Genomic DNA, 22,897 nt, shown 5'->3' on the forward strand with positions numbered 1-22,897 from the left:
GCCTTATAACGTACAAATAACCTGTTTTCTGGCGGACAATTTTCATTTGAACAGCCTTTCCTCCTTCTTTTTAAACTTTATTTGCCAAAATAAAACAAGGAACTTATGAAAGGCAGTACGGTCATTCTGATTCTAACGATTTTGAACCGTAAGGACATGTATGGGTATGAAATGACTAAAGAGATGGAAACGCATACGGACGGCCGCAAACGCAAATATTATCGAATAACTAAGAACGACCAAGATGAGCTTGGACTAAAAAAGAAGGAATGGACGTTATTTCGCAGCACAGTTGACCGTATTATAGGGAGGGCGGCCACATATGAGACGCAAGGATTTACAAGGGGCTCCAAATAGGATGATAAGAACTTAACCAATCTCATCTCATCCAAATTAGGCAAAAGACTTACGACATAAATACAAAGTTAGAATATATTGTTAAACGTAGACACATCCCCTTACCGCACCGCCGTTTCCCAATCGGCGTGGCGGATTTTTTATGCTTTCCGTTTGGCGATCGGGCGGAAATCTCTCGTCAACGCGAGCAGCTGGGTCCCTAGACACGCGATTCCGCAATTGAGGCACTGTCATTCGCATTTTGTCCCATTCCACTACTCCCAATCCTATCAATAATTCAACATACGTCGATAGTTGATTATTTGTGAAACAAAAAAAGAAGCCCGCCTAAGCGAGCTCCTTACTAAACTTAATGCATTGCATTCATCGTCGCATGTTTAACGATGACACGGCGGATGAAGAAGGCCACGGCTAGCCCGATGAGTGTCACAATCATAGCGAACATAAACACGTTCTGGGAACCGAGCATCATGGCGTTTGCTGCCTCGACAGGTTCACTTGGCTTCGAAGAGTTGCCTAGATACTTCTCTATGCCGCTAGTTAGAATACTGATTGCAATGGCTGTACCGATCGCACCTGCAACCTGTTGCAACGTGTTCATGACTGCCGTACCGTGCGGATAAAGTTCCGGCGGTAATTGGTTAAGCCCGTTTGTCTGCGACGGCATCCATACCATGGAGATACCAACCATGAGTCCAATATGCAAAACCACGATAAAGGCCACAGAAGATGCAACGGTTATACTGGAGAAAAACCATAACATCACAGACACAATAGCGAGACCAGGGACTACAAGCCATTTAGGCCCATACTTATCGAATAAGCGTCCCATACGTGGCGACAAGATGCCATTCAACGCGCTGCCCGGCAGCAGCATGAGCCCTGTCGTAAACGCGGAAAGTTTCATCCCGTTCTGTAGATACATCGGTAAAATAATCATGGTTGATAAGATAATCATCATACAGGACAAGACAAGAAGCAGTCCGATAATAAACATTGGGTACTTGAAGACGCGCAAGTTCATCATCGGCTCACGCATGGACGTCTGGCGAAGCACGAACAACACAAGAGCGATAAGGCCGATAATGATAGATGAGAGAACGATTGCGCTAGTCCAGCCACCATCCCCTTCGCCCGCCTTACTGAAGCCAAAGACCACACCGCCGAAACCTATGGATGATAAAATAATGGATATTACATCAATACGCGGTTTTGTAACCTCGGTGACGTTTTCTAGGTTTCTCAAACCAATCAGCAGTCCAATAATCAGAAATGGAAGAGATAACCAGAAAATGTAGTGCCATGTTAAATATTCAATTAAAAGCCCCGCTACAGTAGGGCCAGTTGCCGGTGCGAACATGATGACAAGACCAACGAAGCCCATCGCTGCTCCGCGCTTCTCCGGGGGATAAACGACAAGAATTGTATTAAACATCAGTGGAATCAATAAACCCATGCCGGCTGCCTGAAGGACACGAGCGACCATCAGCATTTCAAAATTGACAGCAAGCGCTGCGATCAGTGTCCCCACGATCGAGCTTGCAAGTGAGACAACGAACAGCTGTCTAGTTGTCAACCATTGTAGAAGCAAACCAGTCATCGGCATCAGAATACCGAGAGTCAGCAAGAATCCTGTCGTTAACCACTGTGCAGTGGCGGCAGAAATCTGGAATACCTCCATTAAATTACTAATGGCTATGTTGAGCGCTGTCTCGCTGAACATGCCTACGAACCCGCAAATGAGCAGCGACGCCATAATAGCCTTAGTATTATATTGCTTCATAAGATTTTCCACTTCCCTCTCCTGAAAACTACTTTGAGTAGTTCTCTATCTTTATAGTCCGCTTTAAAATACAACAGACTGCGCAATTATACAAGGGCAAAAACAATTTAAATATATTTCTCCCTTGCCCCAAAAAGAAAACGGTCCTTCGAATTCATTTGCCAAGCTCTACGTGCCAAAACGAAAAAAGAGAACGTACGTTTGTATATATTACACCATATTATTCTAATTTCTTCAAGTGGAAATTTAAAAGACCGGAAGAAGCTCTCGGTCACTTGATAGTGAGTTCTTAGCATCATGATATTCTTCCCAAAGTGGGCCGATGTATTTTTCTAATGCTTCTATGACGCCTTCTCTTCGGCTCACTTCTATATCTACAGTGTCATTTATTATTTCATTTCTTATTCTTATAAGCACAAATAAAGGAGGCAATGCAGCTTCACGCAGAGCCTTTATCATATTTTCTTCTTGTGGAGTAATATCCATATAACACACCTCATCCTCTACAGTAGATTTTTTTAATTGCTCTCATTTTAAACCCTACCCTTGGTTTTAGGGTCAAGAGAAAAGTTGGAAAATATTTAGTCCATAAAGTAAAAAAGACAGTTCGCTATAATTAGCGTACTGCCTTCTTATATTGTTTAACGACTTCAGTTAATTCGAATCTGCTTCAGCTGACCGATCATACCAGGTGTTCAGTTCTTCCGTCCGTTTGTTGTAAGCATCGCGAATCGAATAGGCAGCCTGGGAACCAACCGGAAGCCGCAACGGTGCATCACCGTTTTTGATTACGGAGATAATATATTGTACCGCTTTGGCCGGTTCGCCAATCTTGAGGTTTGATAGATTTTTTTCATAAGCATCGTAAAATGGGATGTACTCCGGCTTTTTCTCGGATTGCTCCAAAGAATGCCCGAGAAACTCGGTTGCGAAAACGGCAGGTTCCACGATCGTCGTCTTAATTCCAAAGCTTGCGAATTCCATCGCGAATGCTTCAGAGAAGCCTTCAAGTGCAAATTTGGAAGCCGCATAAAGACTGAACGGCGGGAAGGACACTACTCCGAAGAAAGACGAGAAATTAATGTAGTGTCCTGAACCCTGGCTTTTGAAAACGGGAAGTGTCGCCCGAATGACATCCAATACACCAAATACGTTAACGTCGAATTGTTTCCTAATTTGTTCATTTGTATATTCCTCGAGCATGCCAAATAGTCCGTATCCTGCGTTATTCACGACAATATCGATTCTTCCGAATACATGAACGGCTTCTTGAACGGCGGCTTGAATTTGATCAACCTTGGTTACGTCCAGGGCAACAAGATGGACACGATCCGGTGCTAATAATTTAAAATCTTGAATGGCTTCGAGTTTACGCGCTGTAGCGACTACTCTATCCCCAGCTTGAAGGAGCTGCTCCACAAAATGACGGCCAAATCCTGTTGAAGTTCCTGTAATAAACCATACTTTACTCATGTTTCATTCTCCTTTTAATTATGTTTTTGAAATAATTAAGAACATTCATTCTAATATGTGCAAAAAAAACCTGCTCGAATTAGACATCAAGCATCGCCATAGCAGAATCAGCTATGCGGTGAAGCTTCTCTTTGTTGGCAGAGGTTCGAGCGAGTACTCGCAAGCCCAGCATTGTGTTATGAATATTTTCCGCGAGCTCATTTGCGTCACGGGTTGTCGCGAACTCTCCGCTTTCCTGCCCTTGCTGAACTAATCCCGCGAGCAGCAGCTCCGTCCTATCGAAGCTCTCTATGGCTTTAACATCCACTTCCTGATCCCATGGACCAAGTTCCACAGCCATATTGACAAGCAGACAGCCCGGAGGCTTGTCATCGTTTCCTTCAATCATATAGTCAAACAGAAAACGCACAGCCTGTTTAGCACTATCGGCGCGGATGATGCCTGAGTGAAATTGCCCTTCCAAGTACTTGTTGTAACGATCGATGGCTTTAAGAAACAATCGATGCTTGTCACCGAACGTATCGTACAAGCTTCTGCGATGGATATCCAAGAATTCGACTAGATCATTAATAGATGTTTTCTCATAGCCTTGTTCCCAGAATAACCTCATTGCCTTCAACAGCACCACATCTTCATCAAATTCCTTGACTCTAGGCATTTCACGTCCCTCTCCTTTCTAACTAAAGTTATATCACATCGAGAACGTTCGGTAAAGAATAATTTTTACCGAACGTTCTCATATTGGGATAAGGTTACAGTCCTAAATTCGATCATTCGAAAGGAATAGCCATGTACGCAGCATCCAATAACTTATATAGCTTCGAACCTATATCTGCAGTTCGTGAAGCTAGCACGATTGTACGGCGCAATTCAGGTTCAGTTATGGGTACAGTGTGCAAACCTAGCTGTTCTGCCTGTGCCCGGAACAATTCGGGCAGCACCGTTATGCCAGCGCCGACAGCTATAACGTTCAGCAAAAAGTCATTGTTGTCGGTTTCTATCTTAATGTCGGGATGGAAACCGTATTTCTCCGCAATCTTCATGAACCGTTTGAGTGAATCGCATTGCGTCATAAACACGAAAGGTTCGTTTTTCAACTCTATCGGGCTAAGAGCGATACGCCCAATTAGCGTATGGCCTTCTGGGAGCACGGCAATATAGCTTTCACTAAACAGCTCTCGGCTCCACAGCCGACCTCCAACGAGAGTTGCATCCATTAAAGCCGCGTCTAGGGCTCCTTCCTGAAGTTCTTCTCGCAGTTCGGTTGATCTTTGCCGAACTTTCACCGTAATCGTGCTGCCAGCGGAATGATAGCCGTGGAGTCTTCCCGGAAGCAGCTGCGTCGCTACGCTTGGAAGACTGCCGAGCGTGTAGCTTGGTTCATGCGCAAATTGGCGCATTTCTCCTTCGATTGCCTCAAGATTTTGTATGACAGGAATAATCCTATCCAATAAGTATCTGCCAGCGTCAGTCAAATCGACACCTGAGTGAGAGCGGCGGAAAAGCTCGACACCGTAGGTAGTTTCCAACTGACGAATATGTTTGCTGATAGCCGGCTGAGTCAAGCTAAGTTTTTCGGCAGCTTTGGACAGGCTCTTCCATTTTGCTGCCTCCGTAAAACTTTGGTACCATTCCACTTGCATCCATAGCCCTCCTATAACGAAATGTTATAACTATAAAACGAAGAGGAAGTTCCGTAACCATCCTGTTCGCGTTATGATCAATTTTATCAATCCTAACATAGCTACAGCAGATAGAGAAGTTGGAAGGATTGGAAGCAGTGTCAAAATTTAATCGATATAAAAGGAGAATATGGAGATGTCAGAAGTTTTGGACGTACTTGGACCTCGCATTCAGCACTTAACGGAGTTATCGAACGATGCGACCTATTGCCTAATGAAAGGTGTGGTTGGTCCTGGCGTTTTCGTACCTATTCATAGCCATGAGGATCGCGAAACCTTCTTTGTTCTCTCTGGGGAAATTGAAGCCTGGACTGGAGATAAATGGACTGTATTCCGGGTCGGAGATATACTAGATATTCCGGGAAACCAGAAACACGCCTGGAGGAACACCTCGGATGAACAAACTATTTTACTGATCGCATCAACGGTGAAAATGGGGAAATTTTTCAATGAAATCGGGCGCCCCGCTGATTCCGTACCTCCGGGTCCTCCAGAGCCGGCGGCACTGCAACATTTTGTTGAAGTGGCCATATCTTACGGCTACTGGCTAGGTACTCCGAGCGACAATGCCGCCATTGGCCTTACACTGGGCTAAGAGTTGGCGCTATCTATACTCATAATAAAAAGGTTATTCCAATAAAATGGAATAACCTTTTTTATTATGATTTTCATTCTGGCACTCCGTGCCGAATTAGAATAGACTTCACAACCTCACTGCCCGATGCCTGCTCTGGAAGTTTGACGCCTGCTTCTATGAGGCTCTTAGCTACTCCAGCATAATTCCCTAGAGGATCCTTATAATTGATCGAGCCCCAGATACAGCTATTGAGCGGGGTCCCGCCAAACTCATTCAGGATACCCACTGATGCTCCGTGTTCGATCAGCATTTGGACAATTTCGCTGTCTCCTCGTATCGCCGCGCGATGAAGAGCTGTCATCGAATGCTCATTACGCCGCGCATCGGCCTGAAAACCAACGTCCAACATGAGTCGCACTGCTTCTGCCTGATGATTCCATGCTGCATCCGTAATTACACTCTGGTATTCCGAATGTATGGAGTGTACAATGTCCCGATTCTCTCTTAAAATGTTATGGACAGCTGCTGCATCCGCCCGCATACAAGCAAGCAAGAATTTCTGCTCAACTGAACTGTACGACAGCATCAACTCGGTAATGGCATCATGACCTAGGTGTGCCGCAAGAAAAAGCGGCCTCGCCCCTGCGCTGATATTGTACTCATAAATGTGCCCTCCATTCGATTCACCGGAGGTAAAGTCCCCTTTTCCCACCTGAGCTTCAAGGGCATTGGGATCCTCATTCAGAAGGCTGCGAACAAGCTCAATGTCCCCTAACTTACAGGCCATAAAGATATCCGTCTTGGCGCCTCGTTGAATCAAAATTCTGCATTTGTCCGGATTATTAATCGCATACTGAGCTGGTGTACTGTTATGGTCAATATCCCGCTTATCAATGTCAGCGTTGTGATCCAGCAGGAAATCGATGACGTCAAGTGAAACGGCATAATGCAGAGGAACCTGTCCATCAGGACCACGCTGATTGACAACAGACGGATCTTCCTCCACCATTTTTTGTAGGACTTCCATCATACCCAAAGCTGCAGCAGCATGTGGATCGACTTGAGCTCCTCGATCAATAAGGTAGCGGGATAAATTATGATGGTCATGGTGCAGAACACCAAATCCTCCTGCCCACCAGGTGCTCTTAGCATTGATGTCCGCACCGCATTCCAGCAGCACATCAATCATCTCACGGTTACCTCTATAGGCAGCAATCACAATCGCAGGTGTATCAAAAGCAAAACATGGTTCGTCTAGCCGTGTAATAAGCGGTGGATAGCTTTGCAGTAAATGTCTTACAGCTTCTGGGTCGTTATCATCAACTGCCTTTTTGAATTGTTGGATGGCTCTGGGGTCCCTATCATCTTTTGAATGAGAATTATTAGTTGTTTCAGTCACGTAAGTAGCTTTCCTCCTTCGCTATGGCTTAAGATTATAGAAAATCTCCGTTTCTAGTTTGGATTCGTCCTCAGTCCAATGTCCATATACCTCTAATAACGGAAGCTCATGATCCTCACCTGAAGCCCTAACCAATGAACGAATGCTTTCATAAGTTCTGTCTAGTTCACTATAGGGTCCGATATGTTTGCAATACGCGTATTTTTCTAAAATAACATCCGTTTTTTCCAATAATGAATCCTCACTAGGTGGAAGAATTAACTCAATACCTGCAAAAATCTTGTTGTCATTTTCATAAACGACGTGATTAGTTCCCTTGTGTGAGAGTCCATTCTCTCGCACTTCTTTCCAAACTTTATCCAGCAATTCAAAAATCGTATCCCCGTAACTTTTGTTTTGATCATGAGTTTTAGAAAAACCAAATAATGTAACTACTTTTCTTTGATTAATAATGATGGGTTCCATGACTATCACCCTTCTTCTTTCGTATTTGTGTTCGCATTTTATATCCCATTAAAATGTATATTTTTTACTTTTTCACTCCCCTAATCTCTTCTCCAATCATTGGCATTATCCTGCACAGTGGAGAAGAAAAAGCAGCCGACCCTTGGCCAGCTGCCTTGATAGTTATTGATCGCTTACTCTCGATAAAAAGACAGCACCCAACATACGCCGTTCCTGTCGGTAACCGTGGCGAGCAGTCCGTTAAACGGAGCCTCGTATACCTCGGTGTTAATCGTCCCGCCGGACGCGAAGGCGCCGTAAATCGCTCGGAACGATTCCTCCGTCTCGATTCTCAGGAAGACTCTCACGTAATCGCCTTTCATCGCCGGTTTCGCGGCTAGAGCATCGGCAAACTTAAGCGTTGCCTTCCCGACATGCAGATCCGCGTTAAGCACCTCTTCGCCTTGCATGCGCAAAATGGAAATCTCACCGCCAAAAATGCTTTGATAGTACTTAATTTCGTCTTTGCAGTTCTCCAGTACGATAAAAGGAATGGCTATCATCATCTAAAACCTCCTTAGTTTTGTTCTAACTCGGAAACAATTACTTCTACATCTCCTCTTGCTCGCTCAAATTACTAAGGACAGTCTTCAATAGAACTATCAACAAGTCATACTCCTCATCCGTAATGCCCTTCCGGGTTTTTCCTTTGACGCGGTTCAAAGCTTCTTGCACCTTCGGCACCACCTCTCGTCCTGCTTCTGTCAAAAAGAGCAGCTGATAGCGGTTGTCCGCGGGATCGGCTTCCCTCCGAACATATCCTTCTGCCTCCAACTTGGCAATCGCCTTGGCGGTAGTCGTCTTATCGATGAGCAGCCTCTCGCTTAAAGCCTTCTGCGTGATTGGCTGATTGAAAGCGATCGCCATCAGAAAAATGTACTGACCACTTCCAATCCGGTAAGGTTGCAGTTCAGATGAGATCAATATCTGCATGTGACGATAAATGGCTGAGATGTATTGGCCGTGTGATTCCGTTGTGTCCTTGTTCGTTGGCCTCCAGTGATCGCTCAATTTACTCCTCCTTCAATAGGATGCTATTGCAACTAATTTCAATATACGCCATATAGGATGCTATTGCAACTAATTTAAAGCATTTAGGCTTGACGCCCATGTAAATTAACCCTATTTCAGGTCAAAACACTAGGATCATCAAGCCTATAACCTATTTTATTCTCCACGAACGTATGGAATTGTTAAAGGTCCTAAAGGCAGAACGGCTACTGTCATATTGGCGCCATACTTCTCTTTCAATTGCTCCAATGTAGCTTCGATGTCATGGGTAGTTTTTAGCATCGCTTTTTCGACATCTTCGTCCGCCAAAGAGGAATACAAATAAACATCTGCCCAGACCTGAATGACGGCCTGTTTCTGTACTTGCCATTGATCAAACTTTTGAAAACTTCCATCATTAATCATTTCAAGAATCTCATGTGGTGTTTTTCTTAACTGCAAAATTTCCGCATAATTCCCGTGGTTCGGAATCCCATCCGAGCATTCAGAGGCACAGATAATGGTTCCGCCCTCTTTAACAATCTTATGAGCCGCACTCATCCCTTTGACCGCTTGATAGAGATTCTGGTCCAACGGATAGCCCGAGTTCGAAGTAATGACGACATCAAACCGCCCCTCAACAGGGATCATGGCATGCTGTTTAGTGAAAGCGCACCCCTGATCATGGGCTTCAAACAGCTCGCCGGCAAAAACTTGCGAGATTTCCTTCGACTTATTTAGTGTCACATTGAGCATAAAATGTGGCTTGCACAAGCGATTTACTTCGCGGGTCATATCTTGCAGAGGATTATTGACCATATTCCCCCACGTTGCCAAAGGGTCTCCGATCATTCGGGCGTTATGGAAGGTCAATATTGTATCAATTCCTGCAATGCCTGGCATGATCCCTTTCGGCCCTCCTGAGAAACCCGCAAAAAAGTGAGGCTCTATAAAACCTGTCACAATTCTGAAATCAGCATCTACATACTCGTTATTTAAATAGACATCACATCCAAATTGGCTATGACCTACCTTCACCAATTCATCCTTGTTGTGGCAATGGTGATTGATCACCCGTACACTGTCGACAACTGACTTACCCAACATTTGAACAAATTCTTCCTCCGTTTGATCGCGATGTGTTCCCGTACCGTTAATGATGACAATTTTTTCTTTTGGCACGTGAGCTAGTTCCTCAATGATCCACGGCACCAGTTTCTCATTAGGGGTTGGACGAGTAATGTCGCTAATGACAATAGCTACTTTGTCTGTAGATTTGACCATATCGGCCAAAGGTGGCAAACCAATCGGGTTACGGAGAGCCGCTATTACGGCTTGTTTATCTTCTTGTATGCCATCCAAATGATAAGGCTCGATGATCATCGAATGGTCTGGCACTTCAACAGCTAAGGTTCCTTTTCCGTACAGCAGGGTCGTTTGCATAACTATCCCTCCATCATCAACATTGTAATAATTAAAGTATAGCATAGACAACTATTAACAGACTTCTCCAGTTTAACATAGACAATCGGCAGTCTACCGCGGCACTACAACACAGCTATGGTTCACCGATATTTAATGCTATAATTACCATAGTTCAACAAAATACTAATAGTGAGGCGGTAATAGTAATGGAAACAGCTAAACAAACAGTAACGGTTGAAACAACGGTACATGCACCAGTTGAACAAGTGTGGGAATATTGGACACAACCAGAACATATTACAAAATGGTCTTTTGCCTCTGATGACTGGCATGCACCAAGAGCCGAAAATGATCTAAGAGTTGGCGGCACATTCATTACAAGATTGGAAGCCAAAGATGGAAGTTTTGGATTTGATTTGGGTGGCGTTTACGATGAAGTGAGAACGCATGAATTCATTTCCTACACCATGGGAGATGGAAGAAAAGTTGAGATTACATTTATTCGTCAAGATAACGATACGAAAGTAATTGAAGCTTTTGATGCCGAGACCGCTAATCCTGTTGAAATGCAAAAAGCAGGCTGGCAGGCGTTTCTAGACAATTTTAAAAAATACAGCGAAAATGCTAAATAAGATTTGGATCCTCTGATTTGACTTGAATGAACCTTCCTTTATGGAAGGTTTTTTTAGTTTCTTTGTATATATTTCATACCAATGGGAAAATATAACAAAAAGTTTTGGCGTACAAGGGAGAATCAGGCCGATGGATCCATTGATAAAAGAAATTACAAATAAGTTTCTGAATAACGATGATTTCTTTCTTCAACAGGATTATTTTATGGATAGTCCTGTCATCTTAATGGGCTTTAATACGATGATTGACTTAACAGAATCTAGAGAAGCCATTCATATGTACATCGAGCACGCTATTTCAACCAGTAAGACAATGGATGAATTATTGAGCTTGTTCGGTGAAGTAAAGGAGAACGACTCGAATGAAGTTGTTTCTTCTATCGTCCAGGGCAAATTAATCATTTATTTCGGGTTATATAACAAGTTTGTTGTTTCGCAACCGATACCTAAATTGCTAAATCGGTTCACTGAACCTCCTACAAATGAAAATGTTCTTCAGGGACCATTAAGTTCCTTCGTTGAAGACATTGAGCAAAACATTGGCATTGTTAGAAAACAGTTAAGTTCAGATCTTCTATTAGTAAAATCATTTTATGTAGGCAAAGATGAGAAAAAAAAGATTTCGTTGATGTACTGTGAAAGCCATGCCCAAATGGATTTGGTGAATAACATTATTCGTCAACTCGAAATGAATCTCGACAAGGAAGTTCACAATTTGCAAAACTTATCAAGAACGATGGGTTTTTCAGCCTGGGGACCCTTTTCTAAATTTAATACAACAGAACTCCCCCAAGAAGTTGCTCAATCCTTACGTGTAGGCAAAGTTGTTTTATTTGTGGATCGATTCCCTTTTGCACTCGTGCTTCCAAGCTTATTATGGGATATGTTTGCATTGGAAAATGATCGTAATTATCCGTTACCCTTAATGCTGTCTATCCGATTGTTACGGATAATTGGCGTCTTGATGACTTTAATTATTCCTGCTCTATACGTTGCTCTTGTAGCCGTAAATCCCGAAGTCTTGAGAATTGAACTTGCATTAGCTGTCTCCCAAAGTCGTGATAGCGTGCCTTATCCTGCACTAGTTGAAATTCTTATGATTCTTGTTCTTTTGGAATTAATCCTGGAGGCTAGCGTGAGGTTGCCCAAAAGTATTGGGCCAACGCTTACTATGGTAGGCGGAATTATACTAGGGGAAGCCATCGTTGCAGCAAAATTAGTGAGTAACCTCATCATTATCATCCTTGCTGCTACTACAATCGCGAATTCAACAGTTGTTGGATTTCAAAATTCACTCTCGATTCGTTTATTTAAATATTTAATCGTTGTTCTAGCTGCGCTATACGGGGTGTTAGGCATCTTAACAGGTTTGGTTTTAGTATGCGCCTACTTAGCAAGTCTAAGTACCTTCGGAATTCCCTATATTCAAATAAATGTAGCAAAGGACCGAACCAAAAATGGATAAAAGCTCATCGATCATGCTCATGTATATTCTCACTCATTTAGGCCTCATTTTTTTCTTGTATCCGGAAAATATTATTGGAAGTACTGAATCAGCGCATTGGATTCCTATCCTTGTAGGGGTTATCGTGCATTTTTTAGTAATTTCAATCTATATGAAAGGTCTAAGTTTTTTTCCAAAATGGGATATTATTCATATCTATTTGAGTGCTGGGAAAGGAGTAGCCCTCATTTTTCTTATACCAGTAACTGTGTATTTACTCATAGCCACAATTCTTGCCGTTCGCGCCTTTTCAGAGGTCATTGTTATCATCTTTTTATCCAGTACCCCTTTGTGGGCAATCATGATTTTATTAATCTTTGTGTCTACCTATCTTGCATCCAAAGGTGTTGAAACGATATTACGTACCGGGATTCTTCTTGGTATTATTTTTCTGCCTTTAATTTTTATCATTAGCTTCACTTCTTTTCAGAACATTGATTGGAACTACGCCTTTCCCCTTTTCGATCAAAATTTTTCATTCCTAACAAAAGGCTCGTATTTACAAAGCTTTTTTGCCTTCGCAGGAGGTTATTTGTTTCTTGGCTTCGTACAGCCATTTGTCACTTATCAAAGAAAAAAAATTCTCCTCGCGGCAGCTGCTCTCATCCCCTTCTTTATCTTCTCTGTCTATATTCCTATTCTCACGTTCGGAGAGGCCACAGCTGTAACCCTTCATTACCCCTTTGTTGTTGTAGTAGAGACGCTAAATATATCTTGGTTAATGTTCGACAGAGTCACCATGTTTTTCTTGCTTACCTTGATCACCTTCATCATGCTGTTTATATCATTAACACTTTGGGAGACCAACCGCATCATAAGTCAATGCATGCCTTTCATTAAACCGATTTATCTTATCCTCGTGCTCTCGGTTTCAATCTTTGTTTTATGTTTAATGATTCCTGACTGGAAAAGCATAGAAAAACTCTTTCTATTGAACACCCCATTAAGATTCTTTATTTTAATGACTGTTCCGTTGTCAATTTATTATCTAGGGCTGCGTTATAAAAGGAAGGTGGGTCATGAACTCAATTAAGTCTATCGTACAAATTCTCGTGTTTCTATGTCTGGTATTTACGCTGAGCGGTTGTTGGGATAATAAGGACATCAATCATCGCACTTTGCCATTGGTTATGGGTGTTACCAAACAAGATGATGAATATAAAGTGTTCCTGCAGTCTCCAGAAATCGATCAGAATACGATAAAATTGAGAATGATCACCCAGACGGGTAAAACAATAAGCCAAGCGGTAGATAAGATCAGTATGAATAAGGAAAAGCAAGTTGACTTACTCCACATTAAAGTTATTCTAATTGAAAAAAAAGTCGCACAGCAGGGAATGAAAGACATTATCTCTGGTTTTATGAGAAACGGTGAAATTTCCCTGAAAGCTTACGTTGTTATCTGTGATGAAGACATTTCCAGGTTTTTATCTAGTGAAACAAAAACAACGGTTCCCAAAGGAGCTTTTGTTTACGACTTTTTCGAAAAAAATGCCGGATGGAACCCGCAAATCGCTAGAGCGCAGATTTGGCAGATATATCGAAGTATTTTTTCCTACACCAATGACATAGCCATCCCGCTTGTGAAGTCAGGTCAAAATTCCCCATGCGATTACATAGGTTCAGCTGTAATTAAAAATGGAGAGATGGTTGAACAAATCACTTCTGACGAAACTCTCCTTTATAATGCTTTTAACAAGGAAAGCACGCAAGGAAAAATTGAAGTGATGGATCATGCAAGTGTCGTAATTGTTAGTAATATGATGAAATATAAGAGTAAACTTATTGACAATAAGCCTTATTTGAATACTCAAATTAACTTGAAAGTGGTTATCTTAGAAACCAAAGGAAATCCATCTCAAACGGAAATTTTAAATGAGTTAGAAAAGCTAATTTCGGAACGATTTCAAATCCTATTTTCGAAAATCCAGAAAAGTGAGGCTGACATTTTAGGAATTGGACAGCGTTTCCGAACCAAAATCCCCAGAAAAGATTTGGAGCATTGGCGAACAGAATACTATCCTCAGTTGAAAATGGATCTTCAGTTTCATACAGATATTCAAAATGAAGGTTTAATAAAAATGCGTTCGAATTAATCTTGAAATGAACAAAGAAAAGGAACCTATGGGTTATTGCCATCGGTTCCTTTTTGCATCCGCATCTACCACCTGTTTCACCAATGTTTCTCCATGGCTTCTTCACATGGCGTAAAGCCATTTCTTGTGTAAAAATCAACACTATTTGCACTTGGCCAAAGAAGAAGAAATTCGACTTCATTCTCTTTTGACCATTGTTCCATAGCTTGATGAATTTTGGCCCCAAGTCCTTGGCTTCTGAAAATAGGTCGTGTATACACATTCGTAACGTAACCGTAATAAGGATCTAGCGACTTGCCTGGCCTTGGTACTTTATGTATCAATTGCAGGTACATATGAGAGACTATCCTTTTATTAATTTCAGCAATCCAAATGTACCAGTTTCCGCTTTCAATCGCTTTTACCAAAAATCCCCTGCATATCTGTTGAAACTCTTCAAAATTAATCGCATTTAAATCCTGATCTTCCTCCGTGAAGTCCCAGCGCATCTGGACAAGCTCTTCGATATCACCTACAGTAGCCAACCGTATAATTGCCACAGGTATCTACTCCTCCTAATCACTTAGTCTTTTCTCCGCCACAATCCTCCAGAACAAGGGGTAAATCCACTTGCTGAATAAAAGGATGTATGTTTCGAATCATAGGTCAAAGTTACAATCTCTAAGCTGATGCGTTCTGCCTCTTGGAGTAATTTCTTTACCAAGGCCTGACCGATTCCTTTACGCTGATATTGAGGATGCACAATGATATCTTCCATATAGCCATGTTGCAATCCCATTCCTGCTACATACCCGAATGCTATGAGCTCAGTATTCGCATCTCTGAGACCAGCCCAGTAGTTACACCGTTCAAATAATATGGGGTAATCCCCATGTCGGCCTTCCCACCCAACCAGTTCTCTCAAATTTGGAACTTCGTGCGGTTCTATAGGCAGATTAATGATTATCTCACGCTCCAATGAACTCCCCCCTTGGTTCAATCATTTCTCCTGTAAATTTTCTCCACATCAATGAAACAATCCTGCCCTACTTTTCCTACAATGCAGAATTTCATTTCTAAATAACCAACTAATCGAATATATTGGGTTCAAGCAATTGTACGGAAATGAACTGGAGGTAAACGCTTATGGAATATTGTTCTATAACAGAGCCGTCTAAGCGGATATCAGATTTGATAACTCTTGTTAAAGAGACCTATGATGTCCTTCACCAGGAGTCAGATCTGACCCCTTCAAATTCTGCGATCACGCAAACGATTTCGATTTTCACAGAGGCCCTCAGACAAACATACACACCAGAAGAAATAAAGTATGTGATGAGTAATGCCAATGTCGCTATGCTGCAAAAGGGATTGCTTGCCAAGCTGTCTGAAGCCGAGTACCGCATGGAGCTGTTCGACTCCCGGCACCTCTGCAATCAGTCCGAATTCGGATTAGCTAGCTTGTTCCAATATAAAAACTGGGGGAATTATGAAAGTCTAGTTGGCGAAGAGCTAAAGCAGCTCCGTAAGCTCAGTCGGCCGGAGGAAATCACTTCACCTATCGTATTCGTCGGAAGCGGGCCTTTACCTCTGAGTGCCGTACTGCTCCATCTGAGATGGAATGTGAGTGTCTTCTGCGTGGATATCGATCCGGACGCTTGTGAGGCTGCACGTTTAATGATAGAACGGATCAATTTGAGCGATAAAGTGCAAGTAATACTGGGAGATGGTGCGGAGTTCGAATATGCTTCTTACCAACATGTGATTATTGCAAGCCTAGTTACGCAAAAGGAAAAAGTACTTGAGCAAATCCGCCGTACGAATTCGGACGCTTTGGTGGCCATTCGTACAGCGGAAGGCATACGCCGACTCATGTATGAAGCGATCAACGAGGAAGCTATTGCCGCGGCAGGTTGGAAGCTGCTAGGTCGGACTTCGCCGATAGAAAATCGTGTTATCAATTCTGCTCGCTTCTACCGACTTTGTCCCGAATGATATAACCTTGCCCAAGTTCGATCTCAATAAAGCCTGCCATATGGCGTGCTTGGAACCCAATTGGCTCATTTCTTCCAATGAGAATAATATTTTGAATGTTAGCAATGCCTTCTGATGGCAGAGAAAATGCTTTGATATACGCAAATTGCACGTTTAGCGTTGAATGAATCGCATTCATGAGCTGGTCATGTTCACCTTTACCGAATAGGTTCATGATGATCAGTCCCGAGGAATCGAGTTTCTCTCTGCAAATCTCAAAAAATTCTTGAGAGATCAAATGAGCAGGCGTTCCTTTTTCAGTAAAAGCATCCAAAACAATCGAATCATAAGCATGATGCTCTTCATTTGCGAGAAGTTGACGGCCGTCACCAATGCTGACATTGTCCCTACGGTATCCAAAAAACTTTGTACTTAACTCCACCACTGTCTGGTCAAGCTCTGCAACCTTGCATCGCTTCTCAGAAAAATAACGGGCTATCGTCCCAATCCCATGTCCGATAATAAATGCGTTCTCGAAGGCGGGGATATTATATTCGATTAGATGTATAATAGCCCGGGGATATTCAAATAGCATACGCTCAGGATTATTCAAATCCATTGCACCTTGGATAGCACGATTGGAAAACTCCAACACGCGAAATCTTCCTTTTTCACCATACAACTCAGTCGTGTCGTAAACGGAAATCTCATGATTAGGGCTTGATGTTATGAAAAGTAAATCCAAGTTATCGATTCCTTTCTGGTTGGTCTAAGTTTGGCGATGTGATCTCAGGAAGTAAATGCGCCGGCTTTATCTTTAATAAAGCTGACGAATTCCTGGTTGCCGGAGAGAGAAACCGGTCCTTTTTGATATGCAGACCGACTTCCTAAAGGCAACCTTCCTCTTGGATCTGAATCCATCGCAAACCTTCCAGCTGCAATCCGGAGGTTTTCGGCAAAACAGATACGCCGAGACCTGCCGCTACGAAGCCTGCCACCGTTGGAAGGTCCTCCGCATCGTAGGTGGACGCGAGAGTGAAATTCATGTGGTGGACGCGGGTGAGGAGCGAATCTCTTAAAGAGCAGTTATGTTTCAGGCCTACGAACGGCTCCTTAATCATTACATCCGAATAGCCATTCTCGACCTGCTCCATAATCGCCCCCTTGTCTCCTTGCGTCAGCTCGAAGGTTATTTTCGGGTTGGCTTTCTGGTAGTCAGGAATCAGTTGAGGTATTAAACCCACACCTAATATATTTAAATAAGAAAGATAGATGATACCCGACTCAGGGTTGGAACATTCTTCGATTTCCTGCTTTCCTCGCTCTACTTCCTGCAAAATCTTCTCGACTCGCTTAGCAAACATGGTACCGTATCGGTTTATTTGCAGATTTCTCCCCTTCCGCTCAAACAGCGGTACCCCAAGCTCAGCTTCCAGCTAAGGTCGCAATCGCACTTGCAAGTGTCTCTCTTGTCTCGGTAAATCGATTCCTTGCGCCAGAATCTAAGGGGTCAATCCATGAGAACCCGTCATTCTCATACCTAGCCCAAATGTGCATATGAAAGTGTCCCAAATCACTAAACTTCCCACCATTTTGCATCATGCTTATCCCATCAGGCTGGAACAGACTTTTTAATCCTCTGGATAGCTTAGCGCACGCTTTCATTACGGATATTGCTGTATCTAAATCCAACTCATCAACGTCCGCATAATGTTTTTTAGGCAGGATAATACTATGCCCCTCACTGCATGGGTCAATGACTAATATGCAAGCCACATGTTGATCCTCGTATACTAAATGAGTTGGCTCGAGTCCATTAGCTAATCTACAGCCTAAGCAGCTTGAATCATGATTCATGTTTTTTCATTCCCTTCTGCGTTAACCAAAATATCTCAGTAGCCCTATGTGGCGAAATTTTCTTATATAGTTCTTCGCAGTCATTGTGCTATCCTGCTTTCCGCTAAAAAGGCAGCCTATCCTCTTAAACTGCACTCCTTCAGAAAGAATGATCGTTCTCGATGAAATATACAACAATCCCTCATCTCTTGTATAATACAGACTGTTGATATTGAACATCTCAAATCATGATAACCAGATATATTTACACGTGAGAATCCTAATACAAAAGGGAATGATAGGAATGACAGAAGCTGTTGACTGGAAAAATGGTGCTTACGGACAACCGTTTATTGCCTCTTTTAGCGGAGGAAAAGATAGTGTTTTGGCCCTTTATAAAGCAATGAAAGCTGGAAAAGCTCTTGGACTGATCGTCATGCTGGAGGAAGAAGGAAAACGTTCCCGGTCTCATGGGACGCCGCCCGAGCTTATTCGAGCTCAAGCCGAATCTATGGGTTTGCCTGTCTACACGGCGCCGGCAAGTTGGGCTGATTACGAAAAGGTGTTTATACGTCTTCTAGAAGATGCTAAGAATCAAGGAGCAGAAGCTTTAGTAACGGGAGACCTCGAGTTAACCGCACATGGTTGCTGGCAGGACAAGGTATCGAGAATTGCTGGATTAAAGCTTGGGATGCCTCTATGGGAAATGGACCACCGCGAAGCGGTCGAAGAATTCATTAATTTAGGATTTGTTTCGATCATTGTTACCGTGAATTTAACATTAGGAATGCGGGAAAATGATCTTGGTCGAACGTTAACCCATGCTTTTGTGGAGGAGCTTGTAGCTCGTGGTATCGATCCCTGCGGGGAAGGCGGCGAATTCCATACTACTGTCATTGACGGCCCCCTTTTCAAACAACCTATAGCCATTCGCAAAGGTGAGTTCGTAAAACATGGCGAATATGCCTTTTTGCCTTTGGAGTTAGACCAAGTCCTATAATGAATATCCTCGAGTTCCGTTTATATTCAGTTTAAAAATGCAAGTTATAATCCACAGTAACAAATCAAGTAGGAGGAATTGCATTGAATCCCATACAAAGAGAGAGAAAACCTGAAGTTTTGGCCGTCGAAGCTCGAGGGCTTCTCAAAACTTTTGGTCAGAATCGCGCGGTAGACGGCGTTGATTTGATCGTGCAAGCCGGTACGATTTATGGCGTGCTTGGTCCTAACGGCGCCGGCAAGACGACCACGATTAATATGCTGGCAACCTTGCTTCGACCAGACGGGGGATCTGCGAAAATTTTCGGCCACGATGTTGTGAAAGAGTCGCAGATTGTCCGTCAATTAATCGGGGTGACCGGCCAGTACGCTTCGGTTGACGAGTCACTTAGCGCTACAGAGAACCTAATGATCTTCTCCCGGCTTCTGGGTCTAGGTCGTGCAGAGGCAAGAAACAAGACAGAAGAATTGCTTGAGGAATTTGGCTTGACAGAGGCCGCGAAACGGCCATTGAAAAACTTCTCCGGCGGCATGCGTCGCAGGCTTGATCTGGCGGCGAGCCTCATCGCGCAACCCCCTCTTATTTTCCTAGATGAGCCAACGACAGGTCTGGATCCACGCACGCGCTCACAAATGTGGGATACGATCCGGCGGTTGGTGAACACAGGATCTACCATCCTGTTAACAACGCAGTATCTCGAAGAGGCCGATCAACTCGCAGATCGGGTTGCGGTTATTGATCGCGGACGTGTCGTCGCTGAAGGAACCGTGGATGAATTGAAAGCATCCGTTGGCACCTCATCCCTGCAATTAATCGTACAGAATCCACAAGAGATCGAAAAGGCCAATCGAATCGTTGAGCAAGTGCTCCAGGTTCATCCCACGGTGACTTCTGGAAAAATTACTGCGCCTATGGCAAATGCGGATCTTGTCACAGACCTGCTTATTTCCCTTCGGGCCGCTGGTATTCATTTGGCAGAGATGAGTGTGCAGAAGCCGACTCTAGACGAAGTATTTTTAACCATTACTGGTCAAGGTGTTAAGGATCACTCCCGGCAGGAATCCGATGCATCCAGCAGCATACAGGAGGCTAGAGTATGAGAAGCAATACAATTCTACCACCTGCCGAGCGCAAATTGAAAAACCATACAAGTTTCAGCCAATCAGTACGCAATTCGCTGACAATGGCTTATCGAGGGCTTTTGAAGATCCGGCGTACGCCCGAACAATTGTTTGATGTCACTCTACAGCCCATCATCTTCACACTGATGTTCACCTACATCTTCGGTGGTGCCATCTCAGGCGACGTAGTGAGCTACCTGCCCGTCATAATTCCTGGTATCCTCGTGCAGACCGTGATCACGACCTCAATCGTCACCGGTGTCCAGTTACGTGAAGACATGGATAAAGGCGTATTCGACCGATTCAAGTCACTGCCTATCGCAAGGATTGCGCCATTGGCAGGAGCACTTTTGGCAGACACGATCCGGTATACCATTGCTACTGTACTTACCTTTTCGATGGGGTTTATCATGGGCTATCGTCCTGAAGGTGGATTGGGAAATGTGGCTATCGCTGCGCTACTTGTCATCTTCTGCTCTTGGGCTATTAGCTGGATCTTCGCCTTCTTCGGCGTGATTGCCCGCACGGCCTCAAGCGTTCAAGGGATATCCATGCTTGTTCTGTTCCCTCTTACGTTTCTTTCCAATGCATTCGTTCCTGTGAATACCATGCCCGGCTGGCTCCAATGGTTTGTTAATATCAATCCGATCTCTCACCTTGTCTCAGCCGTACGAGAACTTGCCAACACGGGGACTGTTGGTTGGGATCTCACCATTTCCCTCATCGGGGCCATTGTCATTGTGGCAATTTTTGCACCAATCACGGTAATTGCCTATATGCGCCGGACATAACAAATAATGTCATAACAGCAAGGCTGCCACATATACGTGGCAGCCTTATTCATTTTATATGGATCCAATGAAAGATTTAGAGTGTAGCAGGTGACATGAAATAGGAGTACCATAAATTCGTCATAAAGACATCAAGAAGAACAAAATAAAACAATTCCAAACCGATATTACGATCATCTAGCCCTTTTCTCCATATCCGCGTACATCCATAAGCAATTAAGGCCATAATAATCAGAGTACATAGATACATTAAGATTGGCTGTAAGGAGTCCGGCATCACCTGAAGCGCACTAGCCTTTCGATAATCTCGAATAAATAGTGCCTTAACTCCCACGTACATGCCAAGGGATATGAAAAAATGCAGCCGCGGACGTGAATCGTATTGATGCTGCCAAAAAGCACTGAGCACCAGTAGATAGATCCCAGGTACGAAAATCCACTTCAGACTTAGAAACCAAGTTACGAGGCCAATTCCCCAAAGCAGCGGAAGATTCTCGGCAGCCGTTCGTAAGTCTTCTGACGTGAGCCGGTTCATCCTCTCCCGGTAAGACTGTTGATCCGTAGCATAATAGATACGGTATGACCCTTCGGTCACCCGATCAAGCCAAACAGCAAGGTGGGTATCTTGCTCTAGCGCAAGGTTCGGATATTGAGCGAAGCCGCCGAATTGGCTGATTTTGGTCGATGAGGCTAGCTGAGTTTCATGAAAGGTTAACTGATACACTTCTTGACTGCTCATGCGCCGATTTTTCTCATAAACCGATGAAACCACAAGTGTGACTTCGCCAGTATCCGTCTGAGAGAAAATAGGTTGCAAAATCGTATCAGAATCTCTAGTCGCTGAACTTGGAAGGTCTATTCGCTCGTCCTGCATGTTAGCAGGTTGATCCCAAGGGAAAGTGAGCATCTGCAGAGTACTCTTCCCTGATTTAGCTGAGCTGATCGTATAGGCGACCCTGAGTAGAGATTTGTCTGCATATAGCGTAAAATCTTCCAAATCCCTGTTAATAAGCTCTAATTCTTTGAGCTTGTCCATGACTACCGTCTTCCCAGACACGGTATCCAACTTTACAACGTGCAGGGCAGAGTTCCCTTCCTTACTTGTTGCATACACAACGGAAAGCATACCGTCCTTGTCCATAGATCCTTGCACCTGTTTGATACCACTCGCATTAAGCTTTATCCAATTCGGTGCATCCTCGCCAGGAGTAACCTCCACAAAGAGCGCCTCTTCATTATACGCGAGCAGTGCTTTTTTACCATTAAGCCCCTGTATGGCCTGAACGCCATTCATCTCGGTTTCACTCTTTATTTTTTTCGGTGACCATTTCCCATTCTTCCATTCACTCGTATATAGCTTGTTGCTCGCACCGATCCAAACGGCTTCTCCCTCACCGATGAGGCGATATGACTGAAAAAGCTCCATGTCGGGCACAGCCCGCACTTCTGAGCTGCTCCGTCCCTCGTTGTCAATTTTCACATAGACCAGTTCATCTACAGACTTGTATGCGAAAGATTTTGGACCAATCATTTGAACAGGACTTGCTTGCGTAGCGAGCTCCGGCAATGATGTTGCTCGGCCATAAGAGTCTGCAAACGGCATCACCTCTTCCCTTGCGAGCAGCACTGTATGTATAATTCCGATCATGATCATTACCGCTAGAAACGGCACGACAGTAAACAACTTCCATAAAGTACGGTTTCTCAATCGAAAGCTCCTCATCTTCGAGTTAATCTGACAGTTTATTAGACGTCATTACCTATCGTATCGTTG

Annotated in this window: 26 protein-coding genes; 10 read left to right on the plus strand and 16 right to left on the minus strand. The window is 43.6% G+C overall.

From position 1 onward, the window contains the following. The first annotated feature begins 105 nt into the window (after window positions 1-105). Window positions 106-357, plus strand: coding sequence for a PadR family transcriptional regulator (locus tag AC58UW_RS29895; RefSeq protein WP_497424211.1), 252 nt, complete (start codon window positions 106-108; stop codon window positions 355-357). Window positions 358-706: 349 nt separating this feature from the next. Here AC58UW_RS29895 and AC58UW_RS29900 read toward each other — a convergent pair whose 3' ends face one another. The 5 genes from AC58UW_RS29900 to AC58UW_RS29920 form a co-directional block, all read right to left on the minus strand. Continuing rightward, window positions 707-2,140 carry a DHA2 family efflux MFS transporter permease subunit gene (locus AC58UW_RS29900; protein ID WP_497424212.1) on the minus strand — a complete coding sequence of 478 codons (1,434 nt, stop codon included), beginning with the start codon at window positions 2,138-2,140 and terminating at the stop codon, window positions 707-709. 246 nt (window positions 2,141-2,386) lie between these two features. After that, on the minus strand, window positions 2,387-2,626 hold the full coding sequence (locus AC58UW_RS29905) for a hypothetical protein (protein WP_497424213.1): 240 nt from the start codon (window positions 2,624-2,626) through the stop codon (window positions 2,387-2,389). A gap of 168 nt (window positions 2,627-2,794) precedes the next feature. After that, entirely contained in the window at window positions 2,795-3,613 is an 819-nt protein-coding gene (locus AC58UW_RS29910; protein WP_497424214.1) for an SDR family NAD(P)-dependent oxidoreductase, read from the minus strand. Window positions 3,614-3,692: 79 nt separating this feature from the next. After that, window positions 3,693-4,271 carry a TetR/AcrR family transcriptional regulator gene (locus tag AC58UW_RS29915; protein ID WP_497424215.1) on the minus strand — a complete coding sequence of 193 codons (579 nt, stop codon included), beginning with the start codon at window positions 4,269-4,271 and terminating at the stop codon, window positions 3,693-3,695. 112 nt (window positions 4,272-4,383) lie between these two features. Next, on the minus strand, window positions 4,384-5,256 hold the full coding sequence (locus AC58UW_RS29920) for a LysR family transcriptional regulator (protein WP_497424216.1): 873 nt from the start codon (window positions 5,254-5,256) through the stop codon (window positions 4,384-4,386). A 175-nt stretch (window positions 5,257-5,431) separates the two neighbouring features. Between AC58UW_RS29920 and AC58UW_RS29925 the strand changes: the two genes are divergently transcribed. Next, the gene (locus AC58UW_RS29925) at window positions 5,432-5,890 is read left to right on the plus strand and encodes a cupin domain-containing protein (RefSeq protein ID WP_497424217.1); all 459 of its coding nucleotides are present in this window, start codon (window positions 5,432-5,434) and stop codon (window positions 5,888-5,890) included. A gap of 73 nt (window positions 5,891-5,963) precedes the next feature. Here the strand turns inward: AC58UW_RS29925 and AC58UW_RS29930 are convergent, their stop codons facing one another. The 5 genes from AC58UW_RS29930 to larA form a co-directional block, all read right to left on the minus strand. Then, window positions 5,964-7,271: an ankyrin repeat domain-containing protein gene (locus AC58UW_RS29930; RefSeq protein ID WP_497424218.1), complete on the minus strand. Its 1,308-nt coding sequence runs from the start codon at window positions 7,269-7,271 to the stop codon at window positions 5,964-5,966. A gap of 21 nt (window positions 7,272-7,292) precedes the next feature. After that, window positions 7,293-7,736 carry a GyrI-like domain-containing protein gene (locus AC58UW_RS29935; RefSeq protein WP_497424219.1) on the minus strand — a complete coding sequence of 148 codons (444 nt, stop codon included), beginning with the start codon at window positions 7,734-7,736 and terminating at the stop codon, window positions 7,293-7,295. Between the two features lie 173 nt (window positions 7,737-7,909). Beyond that, on the minus strand, window positions 7,910-8,281 hold the full coding sequence (locus AC58UW_RS29940; protein WP_497424220.1) for a VOC family protein: 372 nt from the start codon (window positions 8,279-8,281) through the stop codon (window positions 7,910-7,912). A 43-nt stretch (window positions 8,282-8,324) separates the two neighbouring features. Next, complete coding sequence (locus tag AC58UW_RS29945; RefSeq protein ID WP_497424221.1) at window positions 8,325-8,786, minus strand: MarR family winged helix-turn-helix transcriptional regulator; 462 nt, start codon at window positions 8,784-8,786, stop codon at window positions 8,325-8,327. A gap of 156 nt (window positions 8,787-8,942) precedes the next feature. Then, window positions 8,943-10,208 (minus strand): nickel-dependent lactate racemase, encoded by a 1,266-nt coding sequence (gene larA / locus AC58UW_RS29950; protein WP_497424222.1) that lies wholly within the window; start codon window positions 10,206-10,208, stop codon window positions 8,943-8,945. A 188-nt stretch (window positions 10,209-10,396) separates the two neighbouring features. On the opposite strand from larA, the gene AC58UW_RS29955 reads away from it, so the two are divergent. The 4 genes from AC58UW_RS29955 to AC58UW_RS29970 are packed head-to-tail and all read left to right on the plus strand — an operon-like array spanning window position 10,397 to window position 14,422. Beyond that, window positions 10,397-10,822 carry an SRPBCC family protein gene (locus tag AC58UW_RS29955; protein ID WP_497424223.1) on the plus strand — a complete coding sequence of 142 codons (426 nt, stop codon included), beginning with the start codon at window positions 10,397-10,399 and terminating at the stop codon, window positions 10,820-10,822. A 22-nt stretch (window positions 10,823-10,844) separates the two neighbouring features. Further along, a complete protein-coding gene (locus AC58UW_RS29960; RefSeq protein WP_497424224.1) occupies window positions 10,845-12,287 on the plus strand; it encodes a spore germination protein in 1,443 nt (480 codons plus the stop codon). Further along, window positions 12,280-13,359, plus strand: coding sequence for a GerAB/ArcD/ProY family transporter (locus tag AC58UW_RS29965; protein WP_497424225.1), 1,080 nt, complete (start codon window positions 12,280-12,282; stop codon window positions 13,357-13,359). The genes AC58UW_RS29960 and AC58UW_RS29965 overlap by 8 nt, the downstream gene beginning before the upstream one ends. Beyond that, complete coding sequence (locus AC58UW_RS29970; RefSeq protein ID WP_497424226.1) at window positions 13,346-14,422, plus strand: Ger(x)C family spore germination protein; 1,077 nt, start codon at window positions 13,346-13,348, stop codon at window positions 14,420-14,422. Before AC58UW_RS29965 ends, AC58UW_RS29970 begins: the two co-directional genes overlap by 14 nt. Before the next feature lie 77 nt (window positions 14,423-14,499). Here the strand turns inward: AC58UW_RS29970 and AC58UW_RS29975 are convergent, their stop codons facing one another. Continuing rightward, a complete protein-coding gene (locus tag AC58UW_RS29975; RefSeq protein ID WP_497424227.1) occupies window positions 14,500-14,961 on the minus strand; it encodes a GNAT family N-acetyltransferase in 462 nt (153 codons plus the stop codon). 23 nt (window positions 14,962-14,984) lie between these two features. Beyond that, window positions 14,985-15,380: a GNAT family N-acetyltransferase gene (locus AC58UW_RS29980; RefSeq protein ID WP_497424228.1), complete on the minus strand. Its 396-nt coding sequence runs from the start codon at window positions 15,378-15,380 to the stop codon at window positions 14,985-14,987. A gap of 167 nt (window positions 15,381-15,547) precedes the next feature. Here AC58UW_RS29980 and AC58UW_RS29985 point away from each other — a divergent pair, with 167 nt between their 5' ends. Beyond that, window positions 15,548-16,396, plus strand: a complete 849-nt coding sequence (locus AC58UW_RS29985) for a nicotianamine synthase family protein (protein WP_497424229.1) — start codon at window positions 15,548-15,550, stop codon at window positions 16,394-16,396. Here the strand turns inward: AC58UW_RS29985 and AC58UW_RS29990 are convergent. The 3 genes from AC58UW_RS29990 to AC58UW_RS30000 all read right to left on the minus strand — a co-directional run bounded on the left by AC58UW_RS29990 (window position 16,359) and on the right by AC58UW_RS30000 (window position 18,232). Next, the gene (locus AC58UW_RS29990; RefSeq protein ID WP_497424230.1) at window positions 16,359-17,120 is read right to left on the minus strand and encodes a spermidine synthase; all 762 of its coding nucleotides are present in this window, start codon (window positions 17,118-17,120) and stop codon (window positions 16,359-16,361) included. The genes AC58UW_RS29985 and AC58UW_RS29990 overlap by 38 nt on opposite strands. 142 nt (window positions 17,121-17,262) lie before the next feature. Then, complete coding sequence (locus tag AC58UW_RS29995) at window positions 17,263-17,739, minus strand: LysR substrate-binding domain-containing protein (RefSeq protein ID WP_497424231.1); 477 nt, start codon at window positions 17,737-17,739, stop codon at window positions 17,263-17,265. Between the two features lie 61 nt (window positions 17,740-17,800). After that, the gene (locus tag AC58UW_RS30000; protein ID WP_497424232.1) at window positions 17,801-18,232 is read right to left on the minus strand and encodes an HIT family protein; all 432 of its coding nucleotides are present in this window, start codon (window positions 18,230-18,232) and stop codon (window positions 17,801-17,803) included. A gap of 283 nt (window positions 18,233-18,515) precedes the next feature. Here AC58UW_RS30000 and AC58UW_RS30005 point away from each other — a divergent pair, with 283 nt between their 5' ends. The 3 genes from AC58UW_RS30005 to AC58UW_RS30015 all read left to right on the plus strand — a co-directional run bounded on the left by AC58UW_RS30005 (window position 18,516) and on the right by AC58UW_RS30015 (window position 21,123). After that, complete coding sequence (locus AC58UW_RS30005; RefSeq protein WP_497424233.1) at window positions 18,516-19,211, plus strand: Dph6-related ATP pyrophosphatase; 696 nt, start codon at window positions 18,516-18,518, stop codon at window positions 19,209-19,211. Between the two features lie 83 nt (window positions 19,212-19,294). Then, window positions 19,295-20,311, plus strand: coding sequence for an ATP-binding cassette domain-containing protein (locus AC58UW_RS30010; RefSeq protein ID WP_497424234.1), 1,017 nt, complete (start codon window positions 19,295-19,297; stop codon window positions 20,309-20,311). After that, window positions 20,308-21,123: an ABC transporter permease gene (locus tag AC58UW_RS30015; protein WP_497424235.1), complete on the plus strand. Its 816-nt coding sequence runs from the start codon at window positions 20,308-20,310 to the stop codon at window positions 21,121-21,123. The genes AC58UW_RS30010 and AC58UW_RS30015 overlap by 4 nt, the downstream gene beginning before the upstream one ends. A gap of 76 nt (window positions 21,124-21,199) precedes the next feature. Here the strand turns inward: AC58UW_RS30015 and AC58UW_RS30020 are convergent, their stop codons facing one another. Further along, window positions 21,200-22,831: a hypothetical protein gene (locus tag AC58UW_RS30020; protein ID WP_497424236.1), complete on the minus strand. Its 1,632-nt coding sequence runs from the start codon at window positions 22,829-22,831 to the stop codon at window positions 21,200-21,202. Window positions 22,832-22,897 lie beyond the last annotated feature (66 nt).

Source organism: Paenibacillus sp. J22R160 (assembly GCF_059692135.1).